Origin of the sequence: Ramlibacter sp. PS3R-8, assembly GCF_037572435.1 — a bacterium.
Classification (GTDB): Bacteria; Pseudomonadota; Gammaproteobacteria; order Burkholderiales; family Burkholderiaceae_C; genus Ramlibacter.
In genome coordinates, this window is record NZ_JBBHGT010000006.1 from 66,055 (window position 1) to 86,570 (window position 20,516).

The 20,516-nt window shown below is 67.7% G+C and carries 21 protein-coding genes; 6 read left to right on the plus strand and 15 right to left on the minus strand.

Translation table 11 applies throughout. The features are described 5' to 3' along the window. Positions 1 to 53 precede the first annotated feature (53 nt). A protein-coding gene (locus WG902_RS18685; protein WP_340061708.1) for an IS3 family transposase occupies positions 54 to 1,312 on the plus strand; the annotation gives its coding sequence in 2 pieces (ribosomal slippage) (positions 54 to 401 and positions 404 to 1,312; 1,257 coding nt in all). A gap of 62 nt (positions 1,313 to 1,374) precedes the next feature. Here the strand turns inward: WG902_RS18685 and WG902_RS18690 are convergent. The 8 genes from WG902_RS18690 to WG902_RS18725 all read right to left on the minus strand — a co-directional run bounded on the left by WG902_RS18690 (position 1,375) and on the right by WG902_RS18725 (position 12,113). Continuing rightward, positions 1,375 to 2,976, minus strand: a complete 1,602-nt coding sequence (locus WG902_RS18690; RefSeq protein WP_340061709.1) for an ABC transporter substrate-binding protein — start codon at positions 2,974 to 2,976, stop codon at positions 1,375 to 1,377. Positions 2,977 to 3,004: 28 nt separating this feature from the next. After that, positions 3,005 to 4,084, minus strand: coding sequence for a dipeptide ABC transporter ATP-binding protein (locus WG902_RS18695; protein WP_340061710.1), 1,080 nt, complete (start codon positions 4,082 to 4,084; stop codon positions 3,005 to 3,007). Then, positions 4,081 to 5,106, minus strand: a complete 1,026-nt coding sequence (locus WG902_RS18700; RefSeq protein WP_340061711.1) for an ABC transporter ATP-binding protein — start codon at positions 5,104 to 5,106, stop codon at positions 4,081 to 4,083. The genes WG902_RS18695 and WG902_RS18700 overlap by 4 nt, the downstream gene beginning before the upstream one ends. Positions 5,107 to 5,260: 154 nt before the next feature. After that, the gene (locus WG902_RS18705; protein ID WP_340061712.1) at positions 5,261 to 6,166 is read right to left on the minus strand and encodes an ABC transporter permease subunit; all 906 of its coding nucleotides are present in this window, start codon (positions 6,164 to 6,166) and stop codon (positions 5,261 to 5,263) included. Position 6,167: 1 nt separating this feature from the next. Then, the gene (locus tag WG902_RS18710; RefSeq protein WP_340061713.1) at positions 6,168 to 7,181 is read right to left on the minus strand and encodes an ABC transporter permease subunit; all 1,014 of its coding nucleotides are present in this window, start codon (positions 7,179 to 7,181) and stop codon (positions 6,168 to 6,170) included. Positions 7,182 to 7,338: 157 nt separating this feature from the next. Next, positions 7,339 to 9,015 carry a long-chain-fatty-acid--CoA ligase gene (locus WG902_RS18715; RefSeq protein ID WP_340061714.1) on the minus strand — a complete coding sequence of 559 codons (1,677 nt, stop codon included), beginning with the start codon at positions 9,013 to 9,015 and terminating at the stop codon, positions 7,339 to 7,341. Positions 9,016 to 9,032: 17 nt separating this feature from the next. After that, a complete protein-coding gene (gene pntB / locus WG902_RS18720) occupies positions 9,033 to 10,445 on the minus strand; it encodes a Re/Si-specific NAD(P)(+) transhydrogenase subunit beta (protein WP_340061715.1) in 1,413 nt (470 codons plus the stop codon). A gap of 12 nt (positions 10,446 to 10,457) precedes the next feature. Beyond that, on the minus strand, positions 10,458 to 12,113 hold the full coding sequence (locus tag WG902_RS18725; RefSeq protein ID WP_340061716.1) for a Re/Si-specific NAD(P)(+) transhydrogenase subunit alpha: 1,656 nt from the start codon (positions 12,111 to 12,113) through the stop codon (positions 10,458 to 10,460). A 72-nt stretch (positions 12,114 to 12,185) separates the two neighbouring features. On the opposite strand from WG902_RS18725, the gene WG902_RS18730 reads away from it, so the two are divergent. Together WG902_RS18730 and WG902_RS18735 are read left to right on the plus strand one after the other, a co-directional pair. Further along, positions 12,186 to 13,304, plus strand: coding sequence for a metallophosphoesterase (locus WG902_RS18730; RefSeq protein WP_340061717.1), 1,119 nt, complete (start codon positions 12,186 to 12,188; stop codon positions 13,302 to 13,304). A gap of 65 nt (positions 13,305 to 13,369) precedes the next feature. Continuing rightward, positions 13,370 to 14,092 carry a hypothetical protein gene (locus WG902_RS18735; protein ID WP_340061718.1) on the plus strand — a complete coding sequence of 241 codons (723 nt, stop codon included), beginning with the start codon at positions 13,370 to 13,372 and terminating at the stop codon, positions 14,090 to 14,092. Here WG902_RS18735 and WG902_RS18740 read toward each other — a convergent pair. Genes WG902_RS18740 through WG902_RS18755 form a run of 4 tightly spaced genes read right to left on the minus strand, consistent with a single transcriptional unit; the run spans position 14,089 to position 16,226 of the window. Beyond that, entirely contained in the window at positions 14,089 to 14,631 is a 543-nt protein-coding gene (locus WG902_RS18740; protein WP_340061719.1) for a diguanylate cyclase, read from the minus strand. The genes WG902_RS18735 and WG902_RS18740 overlap by 4 nt on opposite strands. Further along, the gene (locus tag WG902_RS18745; RefSeq protein ID WP_340061720.1) at positions 14,628 to 15,050 is read right to left on the minus strand and encodes an ExbD/TolR family protein; all 423 of its coding nucleotides are present in this window, start codon (positions 15,048 to 15,050) and stop codon (positions 14,628 to 14,630) included. Before WG902_RS18745 ends, WG902_RS18740 begins: the two co-directional genes overlap by 4 nt. After that, entirely contained in the window at positions 15,047 to 15,472 is a 426-nt protein-coding gene (locus WG902_RS18750) for an ExbD/TolR family protein (RefSeq protein ID WP_340061721.1), read from the minus strand. The genes WG902_RS18745 and WG902_RS18750 overlap by 4 nt, the downstream gene beginning before the upstream one ends. A 1-nt stretch (position 15,473) precedes the next feature. Continuing rightward, entirely contained in the window at positions 15,474 to 16,226 is a 753-nt protein-coding gene (locus WG902_RS18755; protein ID WP_340061722.1) for a MotA/TolQ/ExbB proton channel family protein, read from the minus strand. 53 nt (positions 16,227 to 16,279) lie between these two features. On the opposite strand from WG902_RS18755, the gene WG902_RS18760 reads away from it, so the two are divergent. Next, complete coding sequence (locus tag WG902_RS18760; protein WP_340061723.1) at positions 16,280 to 16,798, plus strand: NUDIX hydrolase; 519 nt, start codon at positions 16,280 to 16,282, stop codon at positions 16,796 to 16,798. A 154-nt stretch (positions 16,799 to 16,952) separates the two neighbouring features. On the opposite strand, the gene WG902_RS18765 is transcribed toward WG902_RS18760, so the two are convergent. Then, positions 16,953 to 17,231: a hypothetical protein gene (locus tag WG902_RS18765; protein ID WP_340061724.1), complete on the minus strand. Its 279-nt coding sequence runs from the start codon at positions 17,229 to 17,231 to the stop codon at positions 16,953 to 16,955. Between the two features lie 370 nt (positions 17,232 to 17,601). Between WG902_RS18765 and WG902_RS18770 the strand changes: the two genes are divergently transcribed. After that, positions 17,602 to 18,102, plus strand: a complete 501-nt coding sequence (locus WG902_RS18770; protein ID WP_340061725.1) for a hypothetical protein — start codon at positions 17,602 to 17,604, stop codon at positions 18,100 to 18,102. A gap of 166 nt (positions 18,103 to 18,268) precedes the next feature. Beyond that, positions 18,269 to 19,387, plus strand: coding sequence for a tRNA 2-thiouridine(34) synthase MnmA (mnmA, locus tag WG902_RS18775; protein WP_340061726.1), 1,119 nt, complete (start codon positions 18,269 to 18,271; stop codon positions 19,385 to 19,387). Here the strand turns inward: mnmA and WG902_RS18780 are convergent, their stop codons facing one another. Together WG902_RS18780 and WG902_RS18785 are read right to left on the minus strand one after the other, a co-directional pair. Continuing rightward, on the minus strand, positions 19,388 to 19,555 hold the full coding sequence (locus tag WG902_RS18780) for a hypothetical protein (RefSeq protein WP_340061727.1): 168 nt from the start codon (positions 19,553 to 19,555) through the stop codon (positions 19,388 to 19,390). It lies immediately after the preceding gene. 119 nt (positions 19,556 to 19,674) lie between these two features. Next, positions 19,675 to 20,508 (minus strand): YihY family inner membrane protein, encoded by an 834-nt coding sequence (locus tag WG902_RS18785; protein ID WP_340061728.1) that lies wholly within the window; start codon positions 20,506 to 20,508, stop codon positions 19,675 to 19,677. Positions 20,509 to 20,516 lie beyond the last annotated feature (8 nt).

The following is a 20,516-nucleotide window of genomic DNA, read 5'->3' on the forward strand; positions in this document are numbered from 1 at the left end:
GACCCGTCCTGTATTGGGTTGACACCTTTCTGTTCATCAGAAAGGAAAGTCAATTGGATCAATGGGTTAAGAGGACGCAGCGGGATTACCCGTTGGCTTTTAAGTTGGCAGTGGTTGACCAGGTCGAAAGAGGCGAACTCACGTACGCCCAGGCGCAGCAGCGATACGGCATCCAGGGGGCATCGACGGTGCTGGTTTGGCTGCGCAAGCACGGGCGACAGGACTGGAAGGCGGCATCATCGGCATCCAAAGGGTTGCAAAAGATGTCCGAGCCGCCGAAGCCGCTGACGCCGGAGCAGCGCATCAAGGAACTTGAGGTGCAGTTGAAGGAGGCGCAGGAGAAGGCGCAGTTCTTCGAAGCAGTGGTGACTGTGCTCAAGCGCGACTACGGAGTCAAAGTCGCAAAAAAGCCTGTGGGCAAGTCCTCGCGCAAAAGCTCGTCCAAGGGCTGAGCGTCTCGAGGGCTTGCCGCTACATGGGGATCAGCCGGCAGGCGCATTACAAGCGCCTGGCCTGCGAGCGTCAGCGCATTGAGCAGCACACCGTCGTGGCGGAGCTGGTGAGCGCGGAGCGCAGGCATCAGCCACGCATTGGCACGCGCAAGCTGCACCACATGCTAAAGCAGCCGCTGCAGCAGGCGGGAATCAAGATGGGGCGCGACGCGCTGTTCAACATGCTGCGTGAGGAGCGCATGCTGGTGCTGCCGCGACGGGCGTTCCACAAGACGACCAACAGCCATCATCACTACCGTCGGCATCCCAATCTGCTCAAGGGTGGCGCCGGCAAGCTGGTGCCCACTGGGTGCGAGCAGCTGTGGGTTGCCGATCTGACCTATCTGCCGACCAAGGAGAAGACGGCCTATTTGAGCTTGGTGACCGACGCCTACTCGCGCAAGATTGTGGGCTGGCACGTTCACGACGGCCTGGAGACGAGGCAAGTCAGCCAAGCGCTGAAGATGGCGTTGCGCCACAGGCAAACCAGCCAGAAGCTTGTGCACCACTCGGACCGCGGGATCCAGTACTGCTCAGCCGAATACCAGAGCATCCACGCCCGCCACGGAATCACCTGCTCAATGACCGACGGCCACGACTGCTACCAGAACGCCTTGGCCGAGCGGGTCAACGGCATCTTGAAGATGGAATTCCTGCTGCAAAGACCAGGCGATCTCCAGCAGGCCCGCACCATGGTGGGCGAGTCGATTCGGCTGTACAACGAGCGCCGCCCGCACCTGTCCCTAGAATGCAAAACGCCCGATGCGGTGCATCGGGCGTCTCTTGCCAGCCAAATGCGGCTGGAATTTAGTCCCGGATAGGCGTCAACCTATATCAGGACGGGTCACCCTGGATTCCCGCCTGCGCGGGAATGACGGAGCAGTTATTCCTTGATGTCCACGCCGTAGAAGTTGTGGCGGCCGAAGGGCGACAGCTTGAAGTCGATCACTTCCTTGCGGACCGGCTTGAGCTGCACCGCGTGGGCGATGGTCAGCCACGGCTCCTGCTGCTTGAAGATCACCTGCGCCTGCTTGTACAGCGCATCGCGCTCGGCGGGACGGGTCACCGTCTTGGCCTTCACGACCAGGTCATCGAAAGGCTGGTGGCAGAACTTCGCCACGTTCGAGCCGTTGCCCTTGGTGGAATCGCAGCCCAGCAAGGTGTGCAGGAAGTTGTCCGGGTCGCCGTTGTCGCCCGTCCAGCCCAGCATGCCCATCTGGTGCTCGCCCGCCTGCATGCGCTTGCGGTACTCGCCCCACTCGAAGGTCTTGATCTCGGCCTTCACGCCCACTTTCGCCAGGTCCGCCTGCATCAGTTCGGCGATCCGCTTGGCGTTGGGGTTGTACGGGCGCTGCACGGGCATCGCCCACAGGTCCACGGTCAGGCCGTTGGCATGGCCGGCCTGCGCCAGCAGCTTCTTCGCGCCTTCCGGATCGAACGGGGTGTCCTTGACGTCGTTGTTGTACGCGGACATGGTCGGCGGGATCGGGTTCTTGGCCACCACGCCGGTGCCCAGGTACACGCCGTCGATGATCGCCTTGCGGTCGATGGCCATGCTGACGGCCTTGCGCACGCGCACGTCGTCGAAGGGCTTCTTGGTGGTGTTGTACGCCAGGTAACCCACGTTCAGGCCGGGTTGCTCCAGCACCGTGACGTTGGCGTCCTTCCGGATCGCTTCCAGGTCGGCCGGGTTCGGGTACGGCATGACATGGCACTCGCCCTTCTGCAGCTTGGCCCAGCGCACGGAGGCGTCCGGCGTGATCGAGTAGACGAGGTCGTCGATCTTGGCCTTGCCGCCCCAGTACTGCGGGAAGGCCTTGTAGCGGATGACGGCGTCCTTCTGGTACTGCACCAGGTAGAACGGGCCGGTGCCGATCGGCTCCTGGTCCACCTTGTCCGGCGTGCCGGCCTTGAGCATCGCGTCCGCGTATTCCTTGGACTGGATGGCGGCGTACGGCATGGCCAGGTTGGCCAGGAACGGCGCCTCGGGCTTCTCGAGCACGATCTTCACCGTGTAGTCGTCCACCTTGGACACCGACTTGAGCAGCTTGGGCATGCCCATGTCGTTGAAGTACGAATGGTTGGTGCTGGTGACCTTGAAGTATGGGTTCTCTTCCTTCCACTGGCGCTCGAAACCGAAGATCACGTCGTCGGCGTTGAAGTCGCGCGACGGCTTGAAGCCGCGGTGGTTGTGCCACTTCACCCCCTTGCGCAGGTGGAAGGTGTACTCCTTGCCGTCGGCGGAGATGTCCCAGCGCTCGGCCAGGCCCGGCACCACGCGGGTGCCGCCACGCTCGAATTCGACGATGCGGTTGTAGATCGGTTCGTTGCCGTCGAAGGACGTGCCGGTGGTGTTGACGCCGGGATAGAAGTTTTCCGGGCTGCCTTCGGAGCAGAACACCAGCGTCTTGGCGCCGGCGCCTGCGGCGGCCGCCAGGGCGAGTGCGGCGACTGCGAAGTGCCTGCGGTAGGGGATGCGCTTCATGGGGAACTCCTTGCGTGTGGTGCCGGACTCAGCCGGGAAGAGAAGCATTATCTGCAAGCGCCTCTTCGGGGAAACCCTTGGCCAGGAAGTCGTCCGCAAAGTGACAGGCGACGATGCGATCGTCCAGCGGACGCGGCAACGGCCGCTGCTCATGGCAGACGGCTTGCGCGTACGGACACCGGCTGGAGAACACGCAGCCGGCGGGAGGATGCAGCGGCGAGGGCAGTTCCCCCTGCAGCACGATGCGCTTGCGGGTGCGCGCACCGATGCCGGGCGTGGACGCCAGCAGTGCGTGCGTGTACGGGTGCAGCGGCCGCTCGAAGATCTTCTGCCGCGGCCCCTGTTCCATGACGTGGCCCAGGTACATCACCAGCACGTCGTGCGCGATGTGGCGCACCACGGCCAGGTCGTGCGAGATGAACAGGTAGGCCAGCTTGAATTCCTGCTGCAGGTCGGACAGCAGGTTCAGCACCTGCGCCTGGATCGACACATCGAGCGCCGAGACCGGCTCGTCGGCGACCACCAGCTTGGGCCCCGGCATCAACGCGCGCGCGATGGCGATGCGCTGGCGTTGGCCGCCGGAGAACATGTGCGGATAGCGGTTGGCGTACTCGGGGCGCAGGCCCACCTGCGCCAGCATGGCGCGCGCACGTTCGGCCCGCTCGGTCGGCTGGAGGTCGGTGTTGATCGCCAGCGGCGCCTCCAGCACGGCGCTGATCTTCTTGCGCGGGTTGAGCGACCCGTACGGGTTCTGGAACACCAGCTGCACGGCCTGCCGCAGGCGGCGGCGATCGGCCGACGGCGTATCGACCGCATCGGTGCCGTCCAGCATGAGCGATCCTTCGGTCGGCTTCTCGATCAGCGCCACCATGCGGGCCAGCGTCGACTTGCCGCAACCGGACTCACCGACGACCGCGAGCGTCTTGCCCTCTTCCAGCGTGAACGACACGCCACCCACCGCCTGCAGGCGCGCCGGTTCGCGGAACATGCCGCGGCGGATCGGATAGACCTTGCGCAGGTCCCTGGCTTCGACCACCACGCGGGATTCGGAAACCTCCGAGCTTCGCACTGCGGTACCAGCGCCTTCGGGCGGCCGTGCGGTGCTCATGCGGCCGCCTCGGCCTGCACCTGCACGGGCCCGTCCTGCTGGATCGCCAGTTGCCGCGCCGGGTCGCCCAGCGGGTAATGGCAGCGCACCTGCCCGCCCTGCCAGGCGCGAAGTTCGGGCCGCACCTGCATCGAATGCGCGGTGGCGTAGGCGCAGCGCGGCGCGAACAGGCAGCCGGTGGGCCGATCGAACACCCCCGGCACCACGCCAGGGATCGTCGCGAGGCGCTGGCCCGCCTCGCCCTGCTCCGGCAGCGCGGACAACAGCGCCTCGGTGTACGGATGCTGCGGCTGCGCGAACAGGGCGTCCACGGGCTGTTGCTCCATCACCTGGCCCGCGTACATCACCGCGATGCGCTGCGCCATTTCGCTCACCACGCCCATGTTGTGCGTGATCAGCACCAGCGCCATGCCGCGCTCCTGCTGCAGGTTGCGCAGCAGGTCGAGGATCTGCGCCTGGATCGTCACGTCGAGCGCGGTGGTCGGCTCGTCTGCGATCAGCAGCCGCGGATTGCAGGAGATCGCCATCGCGATCATCACGCGCTGGTTCATGCCGCCAGAAAGCTGGTGCGGATAGTCATTCATGCGCGAAGCCGCGGCCGGGATGCCCACCTGCTCCAGCAGCTCGATCGCGTGGCGCTGCGCCGCGCGGCGGTCCAGCGGCGAATGCAGCCGCAGCGCCTCCACCAGCTGGTAGCCGATGGTGAAGCAGGGATTCAGGCTGGTGGTGGCCTCCTGGAAGATCATCGCCATGTCCTTGCCCACCAGCCGCCGGCGCTCGCGGTCGGAGATCCCGAGCAGGTCGTTGCCGGCAAAGCGCATGGTCTTCGCCCGCACGCGGCCTGGCCAGGGGATGAGCCCCATGAGCGCCATCATGGTGACGCTCTTGCCGGAGCCGGATTCCCCGACGATGCCGAGCACTTCGCCCTCTTCGAGCGTCAGGCTCACGCCCTCGACCGCGTGCATCACGCTGCCCTGCGTGGGGAATTCGACGTGGAGGTCTTCGATTTCTAGCAGTGGCATAAGCTAAATCCAACTGCCGGACGCAGAAGTCGCAAAAGCCTTCGGCACGCAGAAGACGCAGAAGGACATCCATGAAAAGGGAATTTTTTCCCCTGACTCTTTTGCGTCTTCTGCGTCACTTCTGCGCCTTCTGCGTCCGGATGTCCGGTTTGATTCATCGCTTGAGCTTCGGATCGAGTGCATCGCGCAGTCCATCCCCCAGCAAATTGAAGGCCAGCACCGCGACCAGGATCGCCAGGCCGGGGAAGGTCACGACCCACCAGGCCCGCATGACGAACTCGCGCGCGTCCGCCAGCATCGTCCCCCATTCGGACGCCGGCGGCTGGGCGCCGAGGCCGAGGAAGCCGAGCGCGGCGGCGTCGAGGATCGCGGTGGACACGCCCAGCGAGGCCTGCACGATCAGCGGCGCGGCGCAATTGGGCAGCACCTCGCTGAACATCAGCCGCAGCGTGCCCGCCCCGCTCACCCGTGCCGCGGTCACATAGTCACGCGAGACTTCGGCGATGACGGCCGCGCGCGTGATGCGCACGTAATGCGGCAGCACCACCACCGCAACGGCGAGCATCGCGTTCATCAGCCCCGGACCGAGGATCGCCACGATCACGATCGCCAGCAACAGGCTGGGAAGCGTGAGGATGATGTCCATCAGCCGCATGATCGCGATCTCGACGATGCCGCGCGCGAAGCCGGCGATCAGGCCCAGTGCGATCCCCGCGGCCACCGAGATCAGCACCACGGCAATGCCGATCGACAGCGACAGGCGGGCGCCGTAGATCAGGCGCGACAGGATGTCGCGGCCGATCGCATCGGTGCCCAGCAGGTACTTCGCCGAGCCGCCGGCCTGCCAGACCGGGGGCTTGAGGAACGCCGCGCTGTTGGTGGCGTCCGGCGCATGCGGCGCCACCCACGGCGCGAACAGCGCGAGCAGCAGCAACCCCACCACCACGAACAGTCCGGCGACGGCGCCGCGGTTGGCGGAAAACGAAATCCAGAACTCGCGCCACGGACCGGGCGGCGTGCCCGCAGTGGCGATCGGCGAAGGAGTTGCGATGCTGCCCATGTCAGTGCCCCTGCTGCCGGATGCGCGGATTGATGAACCCGTAGGTCAGGTCCACCAGCAGGTTCACCGCCATCACCACGGCGCCGAGCAGCAGCATGCCGCCCTGCAGCACCGGGTAGTCGCGCCGGTTGATCGCCTCGATCAGCCACTTGCCGACACCGGGCCAGGAGAAGATGGTCTCGGTGAGGATGGCGCCGGTGAAGAGCACCCCCACCTGCAACCCGATCACGGTGACCACCGGAATGAGTGCATTGCGCAGCGCATGCACCCCGATGACGCGCAGCGGCGGCAGGCCCTTGGCGCGGGCGGTGCGGATGTAGTCCTCGCCCAGCACCTCAAGCATCGCGGAGCGCGTCATGCGCGCCACCACCGCCAGCGGGTTGGTGCCGAGCACGATCGTCGGCAGGATCAGGTGCTTCGCAGCGGACCAGAACGCGCCCTTCTCGTTCGACAGCAGGGAGTCCACCAGCAGCAAGCCGGTGGTGGGCTCGATGAAGTACTTGACGTCCATGCGGCCGGACACCGGGGTGAGCCCCAGTTGCACGGAGAACAGCAGGATCAGCAGCAGCCCCCACCAGAAGATCGGCATGGAGTAGCCGGTCAGCGAGGTGGCCATCACGCCGTGGTCGAACACCGAATTGCGCTTGACCGCCGCGATGATGCCCGCCGGGATGCCGAGCAGCAGCGCGAACAGGATCGCGCAGACGGCGAGCTCGACGGTGGCCGGGAACAGTGCCACGAACTCGCGGATCACCGGCTCCTGCGTGATGATGGACTTGCCCAGGTCGCCGTGCAGCACGCGTCCGATGTAGATGCCGTACTGCACGATCACCGGCTTGTCGAACCCGTATTCCTTCAGCAGCTTGGCATGCCGCGCCGCATCGATGCCGCGCTCGCCGGCCATGGTCTCGATGGGGTCGCCGGGGACGAGGCGGATCAGGAAGAACGCCAGCAGCGTCATCCCGAAGAAGGTCGGGATGACCAGCGACAGGCGGGTCAGGATGAAGCGGAGCATGGCTTATGGGAACGGGAGCGGGTACCGGACGCAGAAATCGCAAAAGCCTTCGGCACGCAGAACACGCAAGAAAAATCCATGAAGGTTTTCGGAATTCCTTTTGCGTCTTCTGCGCAACTTCCGCGGCTTCTGCGTCCGGCTGTCCGCTCCCGCATTCCTATTTCTTGTCGCGCAGTTCCCGCCGCAGGATCTTGCCCACCGGCGTCTTGGGCAGGTCGGTGCGGAACTCGATGACCCGCGGGCGCTTGTAGCCGGTCAGGTTGGCCTGGCAGAAATCGCGCACCTGCTGTTCGGTCAGCGCCGGGTCCTTCTTGACGATCACCAGCTTGACTGCTTCGCCGGTCTTGTCGTCGGCCACGCCGACCACGGCGCACTCCATCACCCCGGGCATCTGCGCCACGACTTCCTCGACCTCGTTGGGGTACACGTTGAAGCCGGACACCAGCACCATGTCCTTCTTGCGGTCGACGATCTTGAAGTAGCCGCGCGCGTCCATGATGCCGATGTCGCCGCTCTTGAAGTAGCCATCGGCCGTCATGACCTTGGCCGTCTCGTCGGGACGCTGCCAGTAGCCCGCCATCACCTGCGGGCCCTTGATCGCGATCTCGCCGGCCTGGCCGACCGCGACCTCGCGGCCTTCGTCGTCGATGCACTTCATGAAAGTGGAAGGAAGCGGCACGCCGATGGTGCCGGTGAATTCCGTGCTCGTGACCGGGTTGCAGCTCGCGGACGGCGAGGTCTCCGACAGGCCGTAGCCCTCGCAGATCGGGCAGCCCGTCTTCTGCAGCCACAGGTTGGCAACCGCGCCCGTCACGGCCATGCCGCCGCCCACCGAGATCTTCAGGTTGGACCAGTCCACCTTGTTGAAGTCAGGATGGTTGGCCAGCGCGTTGAACAGCGTGTTGACGGCCGGGAAGGTGTGGAACTTCTGCTTGGACAGCTCCTTCAGCACCGCCGGCAGGTCGCGCGGATTCGGGATCAGGATCAGCTTGGCGCCGGTGCGCATCGACAGCATCATGCCGACCGTGAAGGCGAAGATGTGATACAGCGGCAATGCGCACACGCCGGCGGGCTGCTCGTTGGGCGCGAGCTTGTCGGTGGCGGGCTTGTTCCACTGTTCGGACTGCAGCACGTTGGCGATCACGTTGCGGTGCAGCAGCACCGCGCCCTTGGAAACACCGGTGGTGCCGCCGGTGTACTGCAGCACCGCGACGTCGTCGTGGCGGATCTCCGGCTTGCGCAGCGTGCCGCGGGTACCGCGGTCGACCGCCTCCTTGAACCGCACGGCGCCGGGCAGGCTGTACGCCGGCACCATCTTCTTGACCTTGCGCACGACGTAGTTGACCAGCGCGCCCTTCAAGCCGCCGAGCATGTCGCCCATCGAAGCCAGCACCACGTGCTTGACCGGCGTGTTGGCGATGCACTGCTGCAGCGTGTTGGCGAAGTTCTCGATGATGACGATGGCCTTGGAGCCGGAGTCCTTGAGCTGGTGCTCCAGTTCGCGCGGCGTGTACAGCGGATTGACGTTCACCACCACGAAGCCGGCGCGCAGGATCGCCGCCACGGCCACCGGATACTGCGGACAGTTGGGCATCATGATCGCCACGCGCTCGCCCTTGGCCAGGCCCAGGCCCTGCAGGTAGGCGGCAAAGGCGCGGCTGAGCGAATCGGTCTCGCCGTAGGTGACCTCCTTGCCCATGAACACGTACGCCGTGCGGGCCGCATACTTCTGGAAGCTCTCCTCCATCAGCTGCACCAGCGAGGCGTATTGCGACGGGTCGATGTCGGCCGGCACGCCTTGCGGATAGGCGCCGAGCCAGGGGCGGTTGACCATTGACGTTGTCTCCTGTTTCATGACTTCAGCGCGCCGAGAACCTCGTCCAGCATCTTCTTCGCGTCCCCGAACAGCATGCGGTTGTTGTCCTTGTAGAACAGCGGATTGTCCACCCCCGCATAACCGGAGGCCATGCTGCGTTTCATCACGATGGAGGTCTTGGCCTTCCACACTTCCAGCACCGGCATACCGGCGATCGGGCTGCCGGGGTCTTCCTGCGCGGCGGGGTTCACGATGTCGTTGGCGCCGATCACCATGACCACGTCCGTCTTCGGGAAGTCCTCGTTGATCTCGTCCATCTCCATGACGATGTCGTAGGGCACCTTGGCCTCGGCCAGCAGCACGTTCATGTGCCCCGGCATGCGCCCGGCGACGGGATGGATGCCGAAGCGCACGTTGACGCCCTTGTCGCGCAGCAGCCGGGTGATCTCGAACACCGTGTGCTGGGCCTGCGCCACGGCCATGCCGTAGCCCGGGACGATGATCACGCTCCTGGCTTCGCGCAGCAGTTCCGCCGTCTCGGCCGCGGAGATCGGGGACACCTCGCCCTCGGGTTGGGAGGCATCGCCCTTGGTCACGGTGCCGCCGCCGGTGCCGAAGCCCCCGGCGATCACGCTCAGGAAGTTGCGGTTCATCGCGCGGCACATGATGTACGACAGGATGGCGCCCGAGGAGCCGACCAGCGCGCCCACCACGATCAGCAGGTCGTTGCTCAGCATGAAGCCCGTGGCGGCCGCGGCCCAGCCCGAATAGCTATTGAGCATCGAGACCACCACCGGCATGTCCGCGCCGCCGATGGCCATCACCATGTGCACGCCGAACAGCAAGGCGATGACGGTCATGATGATCAGCGGCAGCATGCCCGCTTCGTGCGTCCCGGCCTGCAGGAACACCCGCCCGAACCAGATCACGATGAGCAGGCCGGCCAGGTTGAGCCAGTGGCGGCCGGGCAGCAGCAGGGGCTTGCCGCCGACCTTTCCGGAGAGCTTGAGGAAGGCCACGATCGATCCCGAGAAGGTGACCGCCCCGATCAGGATGCCGATGTAGATTTCCATCTCGTGGATGGACTTCTCCGCAGGCGTCGGGAACACGGTGGAGGTGTCGATGTAGCTGGCGAAGCCGACCAGGCAGGCCGCGAGGCCGACCAGGCTGTGCATCAGGGCGACCAGCTCCGGCATCTGCGTCATCTGCACCTTCTTCGCGGCGATCAGGCCGACGGCCCCGCCGACGACCAGTGCGCCGATGATCCAGGCGTATCCGGCCGGGGTCACCCGCGGGCCGAACACCGTGGCGACGACGGCCAGTGCCATCCCGATCATGCCGAACAGGTTGCCGCGGCGGGCGGTCTCCGGATTGGACAGGCCACCCAGGCTCAGGATGAAGAGGATGGTGGCAGCGATGTAGGAGACGGTGGAGAGGCTTGCGTTCATGACCGTCTCTCTTTATTTGCGGAACATCGCCAGCATGCGACGCGTCACCGCGAAGCCGCCGAACATGTTGACGGCGGTGAGCGCCAGCGCGAACACGGCCAGGCCCAGGATCACCTGGTTGGGCCGGTCGGCGCTGCTCCCGGCCAGCGGCGGCGCCACCTGCACCAGCGCCCCGATCGCGATGATCGAGGAGATGGCGTTGGTCACGCTCATCAGCGGGGTGTGCAGCGAAGGCGTCACGTTCCAGACCACCATGTAGCCGACGAAGCAGGCCAGCACGAAGACGGTGAAGTGCGACAGGAAGCTCGCCGGCGCGTACAGGCCGACCAGCAGGAACAGCAGCGCGCCGACGCCGAACACGATGGCCAGCGATTGGGCCGACATCGGCGCGCCGGGCCCGTGGCCGTGGGACTTGCTCGCGACCACCGGCGCGGCCGCGGCCTTGGGCTTGGCCGCCGGGATCTTCGGTGGCGGCGGCGGCCAGGTGATGTTGCCCTCTTTCAGCACGGTGAGGCCGCGGATCGCGTCGTCCTCCATGTTGACGTCGAGGCGGCCGTCCTTGGCCTTGCACAACTCCTCGACCACGCGCAGCAGGTTGTTCGAATAGAGGGTGGACGCCTGCTTGGCCAGGCGGCTCACCAGGTCCAGGTAGCCGACGATGGTGACGCCGTGCTTGACCACGGCCTGGCCGGGCTCGGTCAGCTCGCAGTTGCCGCCCTGCTCGGCGGCCATGTCGACGATCACGCTGCCCGGCTTCATGCTGCGCACCATCTCGGCGGTGATCAGCCTGGGCGCCGGCTTGCCGGGAATCAGCGCCGTCGTGATGATGATGTCCGCGTCCTTCGCCTCGCGCGCATACATCTCGCGCTGCGCCTGCAGGAAGCCTTCGCTCATGACCTTGGCGTAGCCGCCGCCGCCCGAGCCTTCTTCCTCGTAGTCGACCTTGACGAATTCGCCGCCGAGGGAGACGACCTGGTCGGCCACCTCCGCGCGCGTATCGTTGGCGCGCACGATGGCGCCGAGGTTGGCCGCGGTGCCGATGGCGGACAGGCCCGCCACGCCCGCGCCCGCGATGAAGACGCGCGCCGGCGGGATCTTGCCCGCGGCGGTCACCTGGCCGTTGAAGAAGCGGCCGAATACATTGGCGGCCTCGATCACGGCGCGGTAGCCGGTGATGCCCGCCATGGAAGTCAGCGCGTCCATCTTCTGCGCGCGCGACAGCTGGCGCGGCAGGGAGTCGATGGCGAGCACCGTCGCGCGGCGCGCCGCCAGTTGCTGCATCAGCTCGGGGTTCTGCGCGGGCCAGACGAAGCCGATGAGCGTCGCACCTTCCCGCAGCATCCGGACTTCGTTCGGCGTGGGCGGCCGGACCTTCAGGACGATGTCGGCGCGCGACCAGAGCTGCGTCGCGTCCGGCACCACTTCGGCCCCCGCGGCCCGGTAGGTGTCGTCGGCGAAATTGGAAGCATCCCCCGCCCCGCTTTCCACCGCGACGGCGAAGCCGAGCTTGACGAGCTTGGCGACGACCTCGGGCACCGTGGCGACGCGCTTTTCGCCCGGGGCCGTTTCCTGCGGGATACCGATCAGCAGAGGCGGGCGGGCGATGGTCTGGTGGCCGGCAGCGGCGGACTCGCTCGCCGGCGGCACGGCAGGTGCAGCGGTTTGCATTTTTGTCTCTTCTCCTCGGTGGGGACCTGTTGATCTTCTGGAGCTGAACCCAAGCTTACATGAAGGCTTTGCATGTCCCTCCCCTCCGTCCTCGCCCTTTCGGCGCTCCTTCATCTTTATATCGGTGCGCGCATCGTCCCCAGCCTGGCCCGGCCGGGGGCGGTCGCCGTTGCTCTGCTGCTGGTCGCGTCGGCGGCGCTGGTGCCGGCGGGAATGATGGCGCGCCGGCTGTTGCGGCCGCCGGCGGCCGATCGGCTCACCTGGGTCGGCATGCTGTGCATGGGACTGTTCTCGTCCCTGCTGGTCCTCACCTTCCTGCGCGACCTGCTGCTCCTGGGTTTCGCATTGGCAGGCGGCGCGACGCCGGACCTGCGGGGCGACTCGGCTGCCGTCGTGGTGCTGGCGGCCCTGGCGCTGACGGCCATCGGCTTCTTCAACGCCCGGCGCACCGCGCGCGTGCGGCAGGTGCGCGTGGAGCTGCGGGACCTGGACCCGGCGCTGGCCGGCTTTCGCATCGTCCAGATCAGCGACATCCATGTCGGGCCGACCATCAAGCAGGACTACCTGCAGGCCATCGTCGAGCGGGTCAATGCGCTGGCCCCGGACGTCGTGGCGATCACCGGCGACCTGGTCGACGGCTCGGTGCCGGAGCTGGCGCGCCACGTGGCTCCGCTGGCCGACCTGCGCGCGCGGCATGGGGTGTACTTCGTGACCGGCAACCACGAGTACTACGCCGGCGTGCATCCATGGGTGGCCGAGGTGCGGCGGCTGGGCATCCGCGTGCTGCACAACGAGCACGTGGTGCTGGCGCACGAGGGTGCGTCGCTGGTGCTGGCCGGGGTGACCGATTTCAATGCGCATCTGTTCGATCCGGCGCATCGCAGCGATCCCGCCGCCGCGGTCGCCGACGCTCCGCCGGGCGCACTGCGCGTCTTGCTCGCCCACCAGCCGCGCAGCGCGCCGGCGGCAGCGCTCGCCGGCTTCGACCTGCAGATCTCCGGCCACACGCACGGCGGCCAGTTCCTGCCGTGGAGCCTGTTCGTGCCGCTTCAACAGCCTTACGTGGCCGGCCTGCACCAGCTCGGCCGTATGCGCATCTATGTCAGCCGTGGGACCGGTTATTGGGGTCCGCCGAAGCGCGTCGCTGCACCATCTGAAATTTCGGAGCTGCTTCTGGCGCCGTACGGCTGAGTCCTACAGACCGGCGGCGTCCCGTCCGACATGGATGAGCTTGGGCTGGGACGAACACTGACCGCATGGCACGTACGGCTTTCCTTCCTTTCCCTCCCGCCGGCGCTGGTGCAACCAACGTCATCTACCTCGGCGCGGCGCATGCGCGCCGCAAATTCGAACTGTTCTATCCCGATGGCTTCGAGGACGAGACCTACCTCGTGGCCGAGCGCTCGCACAAGGACCGGGCCCACCTGGAATGGGAAACCGAGCTGGGCGCCGCCGACTTTCGCAAGCTGCTCGCCCGCGGCGAGTTTCGCGACGTCGCCGATGCGGCGGTGCGCATCGAGGCCCGCGCCAGCCTGCTCTCCACTTTTGAACGCATGGCCTTGCGTGACGCCGTCAAGTCGCCCGCGGGCGCCCGGCTGTTCGCCACCGAGCTCTATGGTTTCCTGCACGGCCCCGGCTCGGCGCAACGCCGCTTCAACGACTGGCTGGAGGCGCTGGGCGACCTGCCGCAGCGCCAGAGCCGCGTCCTCACCTGGCCGGTGGCCACGGTGTTCGGCTTCATCGCGAGGCCGGACCGGCACCTGCTGTTCAAGCCGCGCGCCACGCGCCGCGCCGCGCATCTCTACGGTTACGCGCTCGGTTATGACGCCAGGCCTTCATGGGCCCTGTACCAGGACCTGATGACTTTTGCGGGCGTGGTGCGGCGCGACCTGGATCGCAAGCCGGGCTTCAAGTCGCGCGACATGATCGACCTGCAGTCGTTCATGTGGGTGCAGGGCGCGCCGGAATACGAGGCCTAACGCCGGGTGCGCAAGCACCGGATCGTCTCCTCCACCATCGGCAGGACGTTCAGCACCAGCACGGCCAGGCCGATGGCCGCCAGGTAGGCCGGCGGCCACGGCTCGGACTTGGGCTGCAGCCCGAAGTCGGGCGTGCCCGCGTCGAACAGCGCCAGCACCTGGTCCCACTGCATCACGGCGAGCAGCGCCAGGATGGCCAGCGGCAACAACTCCATGAAGCTGTGCACCATCTGCTCCACCGGGCGCACCTGGCGCTTTTCCACCGTGTAGCGCAGCTCCACGTAGGTGGTCAGTTCATGGGCCAGGAAGCCGGCGAACGCGATCAGCAGGACCGCCGCATCCACCTCGCACACGGCGACGGCCAACAGGACCAGCCCGCCCTCGGCCATCAGCAGCCAGTGCAGCAGGTTCTCGCGCAGGCCGCTGGTGCGTTCGATCGCGGTGCTGCGGTGGCAGGCCCAGTCCGCCAGTCCCGCCGCTATCCATAGCGGAAGCACCCCGTACATCAGGACGGCCTGGGCGGCTTGCACGCTGTTCACTGCGCGAACTGCTCCGATCCCACCAGGCCGATCCTGGCCAGGCCCAGGCGCTGGGCGCTCGTCAGCGCGGCGGCCACCGGCGCATATTTCGCACGGGGATGCGCGCGGACGTGGACCTCCGGCTGGTCCGGCTGTTGCGCCGCCTCGCGCAGCTTCGACTCCAACGCCTCGCGACCGGCCAGCAATTCGCCGTTCCACAGGAAGCGGCCGGCCGCATCCACTTCCAGTTGCACGATCACCGGCGGCGACGCAGGCACGGGCGCGTTGCGACCCGGCATCTCGAGCGCCACGGCGTGCAGCTGGATGGGGATGGTGATGATCAGCATGACGATGAGCACCAGCAGCACGTCGACCAGCGGCGTGGTGTTGATGTCCACCATCGGTTCGGGATCGGGCTCGGTGCCGGTGCGGATGATCATCGCGCGGGGGGCTCCGTCAGGAAGCCGATGCGGGCGATGCCGGCCTGCTGCGCGGCGAACACCACGCGGCCCACCGGCGCATACTCCGCGCGGACGTCGGCGCGGATGTGCAGCTCGGGCTGCGGCTGCATCGCGGACACCTTGGTGAGCAGCTCCACCAGGCCGCTCGCGTCCGGCAGCAAGGTTTCGAACCACCAGGTGCGGCCCTGTGCGTCGACCGTGACGATCACGTTCTCCTGCTGCGCGTCACGCCGCTGGTTCTGCTCCAGCGGCAGGGTGACCGCGATGGAACTGTTCACCACCGGGATGGTGATGAGGAAGATGATCAGCAGCACCAGCATCACGTCCACCAGAGGCGTGGTGTTGATCTCGGCGATGAGCGCGTCGTCGCCGCCCTGCTGGTCGCGATACCGGATCGCCATGTCAGACGCCCCGGCCGCCCGTGGCCAGCAGCACCGTGTGCAGGTCGGAACCGAAGGCCCGCACCGTGTCCATCGCCACCTTGTTGCGCCGCACCAGCCAGTTGTAGCCGAGCACCGCAGGCACGGCGACGGCCAGGCCGATGGCCGTCATGATCAGCGCCTCTCCCACCGGGCCCGCCACCTTGTCGATGGAGGCCTGGCCGGAAGCGCCGATGCGCACCAGCGCGTTGTAGATGCCCCAGACCGTGCCGAACAGTCCCACGAACGGCGCGGTCGATCCGACCGTGGCCAGCACCGCCAGCCCTTCCTGCGTGCGGCTGTGCACGGTGCCGACGGCGCGTTCGATGCTCTGCGCCATCCAGGTGTTGAGGTCGACCTTGCCGATCAGTCCATCGTGCTTTTGCGTCGCTTCCAGAGCGGATTCGGCGATGAAGCGGTAGGGGCTGCCCGGCTGCAGCGCATCCGCGCCTTGCCGCACCGAATCGGCCTTCCAGAAACTGGCGTTCGCCTTGCGGGCCTGGCCGCCCATGCGCGACTGCGCCAGCAGCTTGGTCACCAGCACGTACCAGCTGGCCAGCGACATGACGACCAGCACCGACAGGGTGGCCCGCGAGACGATGTCGCCCTGTGCCCAGAGCGCGCCCAGCCCGTAGGGGTTGGCGGAGGCCGGCGGCGCCTGGATGGCGGGGAGGTTGCCTTGTGCGCCGGCGGCGGATGCGGCGAGGAGAAGGAGGAACGCTGCGGCTCGATGCATGGACGATGGGTGGGCTGGGGCCCTTATTCTGCTGAAGACCAACATAATGCGCCATGGACAATCGCTGGAGACCGAGCGTCACCGTGGCCGCCGTGATCGAACGCGACGGCCGCTTCCTGATGATCGAGGAGGAAACCTCCGAAGGGCTGCGCATCAACAACCCGGCGGGCCACCTGGACCCGGGTGAGACGCCGGCGGAAGGCTGCGCGCGCGAGACGCTGGAGGAAACCACCTGGTCCTTCACGCCCACGGCGCTGCTGGGCGTGTACATCTCGCGCTTCCAGCGTTCCACCACCGGCGAGGACATCACCTACCTGCGCTTCGCCTTCACCGGCGAGCTCGGCGCGCCGGTGCCCGGCCGCACGCTCGACCATGGCATCGTGCGGACGATGTGGATGTCGGTCGATGAGCTGCGCGCCTCGGCGGACCGCCACCGCAGCCCGCTGGTGCTGCGCTGCCTGGAGGATTACCTCGCCGGCGTGCGCCATCCCATGTCGGCCGTGTACTGCGATCCGAGCATCCGCGGGCCGGGTGAACGCGACGAGCCGAGCGGGGACGGCGAAGGGCAGTAGCCGTCACGGCGGGGTGCGCGTTGCGCAACCGCCCTGCGATTCCGGCAATGGCGGGGTGCGCGTTGCGCAACCCGCCCTGCGACTCCGGCAATGCGCAATCCGCTACGACTCGGACCTGTAGGGCGGGTTCGCGCAGCGACCCCGCCGGGCATGCTTACCTCGCACACCGCCCCGACAGCGCCCGCCCGATCACCGACGGCGCCGCCAGCAGGCCGCCCGCCTGTTGCTGCTGGTCCGGCGCATGCAGGCAATCGTCGCGCCCCGCCCCTTCCATTCCTTCGGCCAGCGGATCCCTGGGCTTGCCGCGCCGCAATTGCTCGTTGGCCATGTCGGCCAGGCTGCGGCGCGGCGTGTTCCACGGCCCTGGAGCGACCTGCCGCGGCGCGGGCGGCAGGATCAGCGGCGCCGGCGGCAGGGCTTGTGGACGTGCCACGGCCGGTGGCGCCACGCCGGGCGCGCCCCAGCCCGGGGCCGGACCGGCAGGGGCTGGCGCCGCGCTGCCGGGCCGCGCCGGTCCCGGTGAAGCCGGCCCATCGGTGACCGGGCCTGAGGGAAGCGGCGCAGGCGGTGCGACGGGCGCAGGAGCTGCGACCGCAGGTGCGGGCGGCGCGGGCGGTGCGGGCGCGGGAGTGGGGGCCGCAACGGGTGGCGCCGGCGTTGGTGCTGGGGCGGGAGCGGCCGCAGGCGCAGGCGCAGGTGCAGGTGCAGGTGCTGGTGCTGGTGCTGGCGGCGCCGGTGCCGGTGCCGGGACGGGCGCTGGAGCAGGCGCCGGTTCCGGGACCGGCACGGGCGCAGGCGCCGGAATGGGAGCCGGCACAGGAGCGGGGACCGGCGCGGGCGTCGGGATCGGCGCCGGCACTGGCGCCGGCACTGGCGCCGGCACTGGCTCCGGCACGGGCACGGGCACGGGCACAGGTGCCGGCACCGGCACGACCACGGGGGGCGGAAGCGGCGCTGGCGCGGGCTCCTCCACTGCCGGCGCCGTTGCCGGCTCGGCCACGGGCGCCGGCTCCGCCTTCGGCTGCGGCAATGGCGTTTCGGTCCGCGTGCGCGCCGCCGGCGCAGCATCGGGCAACGGCGCTTCGCGTCGCTGCCGCCGCGGCCTGGGCTTCGGCGCCGGGGTGAATTCCGGCAACGTAGCGGTCACCTGCATTGGAAGGCTGGAGTCCGGACGTGCGCTGAACACCGACGGCGTGTCGCCCGGCTGCCCCGCTGCAGGCGGCGTGATGGCGCGGCTGCTGCTGCGGCTGGCGGTCGCCGGCGCAGGTGGCGCGGTGGGCCGCGTGGCCTGCACGACGACATAGCGAACAGCCTGCTGCACGGGCGCGTACTGCAGCAGCAGCCAGACCAAGGCGACGTGCAGCGCACCGCTGGCCAGCAGGGCCGGGGGCGACATGCGCTGGCGCGGCAGCGCCACGGGGGTGGGCCGTTGCAGCATAGGGACAAGAGGTCACGGGGATAATCGCACACATGGGTCGCAAGCCACGGGTCGTCGTCGGGTTGAGCGGGGGCGTCGACTCCGCGGTCACTGCGCACCTGCTCAAGCAGCAGGGTTACGACGTCGTCGGCATCTTCATGAAGAACTGGGAAGACGACGACGACAGCGAGTACTGCTCCTCGAACGAGGACTTCGTGGACGCCGCCAGCGTGGCCGACGTCATCGGCATCGAGATCGAGCACGTCAACTTCGCGGCCGAGTACAAGGACCGCGTCTTCGCCGAGTTCCTGCGCGAATACCAGGCCGGCCGCACGCCCAACCCCGACGTGCTGTGCAACGCGGAGATCAAGTTCAAGTCCTTCCTCGACCACGCCATGCGCGTGGGCGCCGAGAAGATCGCCACCGGCCACTACGCGCGTGTGCGCGAACGCGCGGGCCGCTTCGAGCTGCTCAAGGGGCTCGACGACAGCAAGGACCAGAGCTACTTCCTGCACCGCCTGAACCAGGCGCAGTTGTCGAAGACGCTGTTCCCGGTCGGCGAGCTGCGCAAGACCGAGGTGCGGCGCATCGCGGAGGAGATCGGCCTGCCCAACGCGAAAAAGAAGGATTCGACGGGCATCTGCTTCATCGGCGAGCGGCCATTCCGCGATTTCCTCAACCGCTACATCAGCAAGGAGCCCGGGCCGATCAAGGACGCGCGCGGCCGCGTCATCGGCCAGCACCAGGGCCTGTCGTTCTACACGCTCGGGCAGCGCCAGGGCCTGGGCATCGGCGGCGTCAAGGAAAAGGGGGCGCAGCGCGGCGGCGGCGAACACCAGCCGTGGTTCGTGGCGCGCAAGGACATCGCGAAGAACACGTTGTGGGTCGTGCAGGGCCACGACCACCCGTGGCTGCTGTCGTCGGAACTGGCTGGCGACGATGTGAGCTGGGTGGCAGGCGAAGCGCCCGCGCCGGGCAGCTACGGCGCGAAGACGCGTTACCGGCAGGCCGATGCGGCATGCACGCTATCCAACGCAAGCGACGGCTTTCGCCTGGCATTCGACGAGCCGCAGTGGGCCGTGACGCCCGGGCAGTCGGCCGTCTTGTACGACGGCGAGGTCTGCCTGGGCGGCGGCGTGATCGCTTCCGCGCTGGAAGCGGTGCCTGCCTGATCAGCCCTGCCGGTTTTCCTTGGGGTCGGACTCCAGGTCCTTGAGCCCTTCGCGTGCCAGGCGTGCCGTCTCGTCGAGCACGCGGTCGTCCGACGCCGTCGGCAGCGGGCCGTCCTCACGCATGGGTTTGTCTTGTTCCGATGTCTCGCGTGGCGTGGGTTCGGGCATGGCGGCTCCTGAGGTGGAGACCCATTGTTGAGGGCTGCAGTTGCCAGTGGGTCGGCCGTGTGCACCGCCCGCCGTCGGTGCCGGACTACGAGCCGGACGCACAAAGCCGGATCGCGGCCCTACGAACGGGCCAGTCGAGCGCGCGACAACGGCTTGTGCTTCTTCACCCGCCCCAGATTGGCGGTGACGAGCGCGGCGGCGAGCGTCACCAGCCAGGAGAGATACACCCACAGCAGGAACACGGGCACCAGCGCGAACGCCCCGTACACCGTCTTGTACGTCGGCACGTGCAGCAGGTAGGCGGCGAAGCCGCGCTTGCCGAGCTCGAAGGCGACGCTCGCCAGCAGGCCGCCGATGATCGCATCGCGCTTGCGCACCGGCGTGTTCGGCACGAAATAGAACAGGCTGCCCATCGCGACGGCGCCGATGAGGACCGGCCCGAGATTGAGCACGAACGACGCCTGCGGCGACAGCGTGCCGATCAGCCCGATGGACGCGCGCAGCAGCTGCGAAGTGGCCCACAGGCTGGCGCCCAGCGCCAGCGGACCGAACGAGAGCACCAGCAGGTACAGGTTGATGCGCCTGAGCAGCGGCCTGTCCTTCTTCACCAGCCAGATGCGGTTGAGCGCGTTCTCCACCGTCAGCAGCATCAGCACCGCCGTCGCCAGCAGGAAGACCGAGCCGATCATCGTCAGGCCGCCGGCGTTGGCGGCGAAATGTTCCAGGTGCCGCAGCACGGCACGCGAGATGTCCGCCGGCAGCAGCACCTTCAGCAGGTGCTCGTTCAACGCTTCCTTCACCGGGCGAAAGACGGGAAAGCGCGTCAACAACGCCAGGCACACGGCCAGCAGCGGCACGACCGACAGCACGGTGGTGAAGGTCAGGCTGCCGGCCACCTGGGGCAGGCGTTCCTGCCTGGCGCGCTGGACGGTGAGTTGGGTCAGGCGGATCATGCCGCGCC

Excerpts from the sequence above, each read along its gene's own strand:
- WG902_RS18690 (WP_340061709.1), bottom strand. The coding sequence starts at position 2,976 with ATGAAGCGCATCCCCTACCGCAGGCACTTCGCAGTCGCCGCACTCGCC.
- WG902_RS18695 (WP_340061710.1), bottom strand. The coding sequence starts at position 4,084 with ATGAGCACCGCACGGCCGCCCGAAGGCGCTGGTACCGCAGTGCGAAGC.
- WG902_RS18700 (WP_340061711.1), bottom strand. The coding sequence starts at position 5,106 with ATGCCACTGCTAGAAATCGAAGACCTCCACGTCGAATTCCCCACGCAG.
- WG902_RS18705 (WP_340061712.1), bottom strand. The coding sequence starts at position 6,166 with ATGGGCAGCATCGCAACTCCTTCGCCGATCGCCACTGCGGGCACGCCG.
- WG902_RS18710 (WP_340061713.1), bottom strand. The coding sequence starts at position 7,181 with ATGCTCCGCTTCATCCTGACCCGCCTGTCGCTGGTCATCCCGACCTTC.
- WG902_RS18715 (WP_340061714.1), bottom strand. The coding sequence starts at position 9,015 with ATGGTCAACCGCCCCTGGCTCGGCGCCTATCCGCAAGGCGTGCCGGCC.
- pntB (WP_340061715.1), bottom strand. The coding sequence starts at position 10,445 with ATGAACGCAAGCCTCTCCACCGTCTCCTACATCGCTGCCACCATCCTC.
- WG902_RS18725 (WP_340061716.1), bottom strand. The coding sequence starts at position 12,113 with ATGCAAACCGCTGCACCTGCCGTGCCGCCGGCGAGCGAGTCCGCCGCT.
- WG902_RS18730 (WP_340061717.1), top strand. The coding sequence starts at position 12,186 with ATGTCCCTCCCCTCCGTCCTCGCCCTTTCGGCGCTCCTTCATCTTTAT.
- WG902_RS18735 (WP_340061718.1), top strand. The coding sequence starts at position 13,370 with ATGGCACGTACGGCTTTCCTTCCTTTCCCTCCCGCCGGCGCTGGTGCA.
- WG902_RS18745 (WP_340061720.1), bottom strand. The coding sequence starts at position 15,050 with ATGATCATCCGCACCGGCACCGAGCCCGATCCCGAACCGATGGTGGAC.
- WG902_RS18750 (WP_340061721.1), bottom strand. The coding sequence starts at position 15,472 with ATGGCGATCCGGTATCGCGACCAGCAGGGCGGCGACGACGCGCTCATC.
- WG902_RS18755 (WP_340061722.1), bottom strand. The coding sequence starts at position 16,226 with ATGCATCGAGCCGCAGCGTTCCTCCTTCTCCTCGCCGCATCCGCCGCC.
- WG902_RS18760 (WP_340061723.1), top strand. The coding sequence starts at position 16,280 with ATGGACAATCGCTGGAGACCGAGCGTCACCGTGGCCGCCGTGATCGAA.
- WG902_RS18770 (WP_340061725.1), top strand. The coding sequence starts at position 17,602 with ATGGGAGCCGGCACAGGAGCGGGGACCGGCGCGGGCGTCGGGATCGGC.
- mnmA (WP_340061726.1), top strand. The coding sequence starts at position 18,269 with ATGGGTCGCAAGCCACGGGTCGTCGTCGGGTTGAGCGGGGGCGTCGAC.
- WG902_RS18780 (WP_340061727.1), bottom strand. The coding sequence starts at position 19,555 with ATGCCCGAACCCACGCCACGCGAGACATCGGAACAAGACAAACCCATG.
- WG902_RS18785 (WP_340061728.1), bottom strand. The coding sequence starts at position 20,508 with ATGATCCGCCTGACCCAACTCACCGTCCAGCGCGCCAGGCAGGAACGC.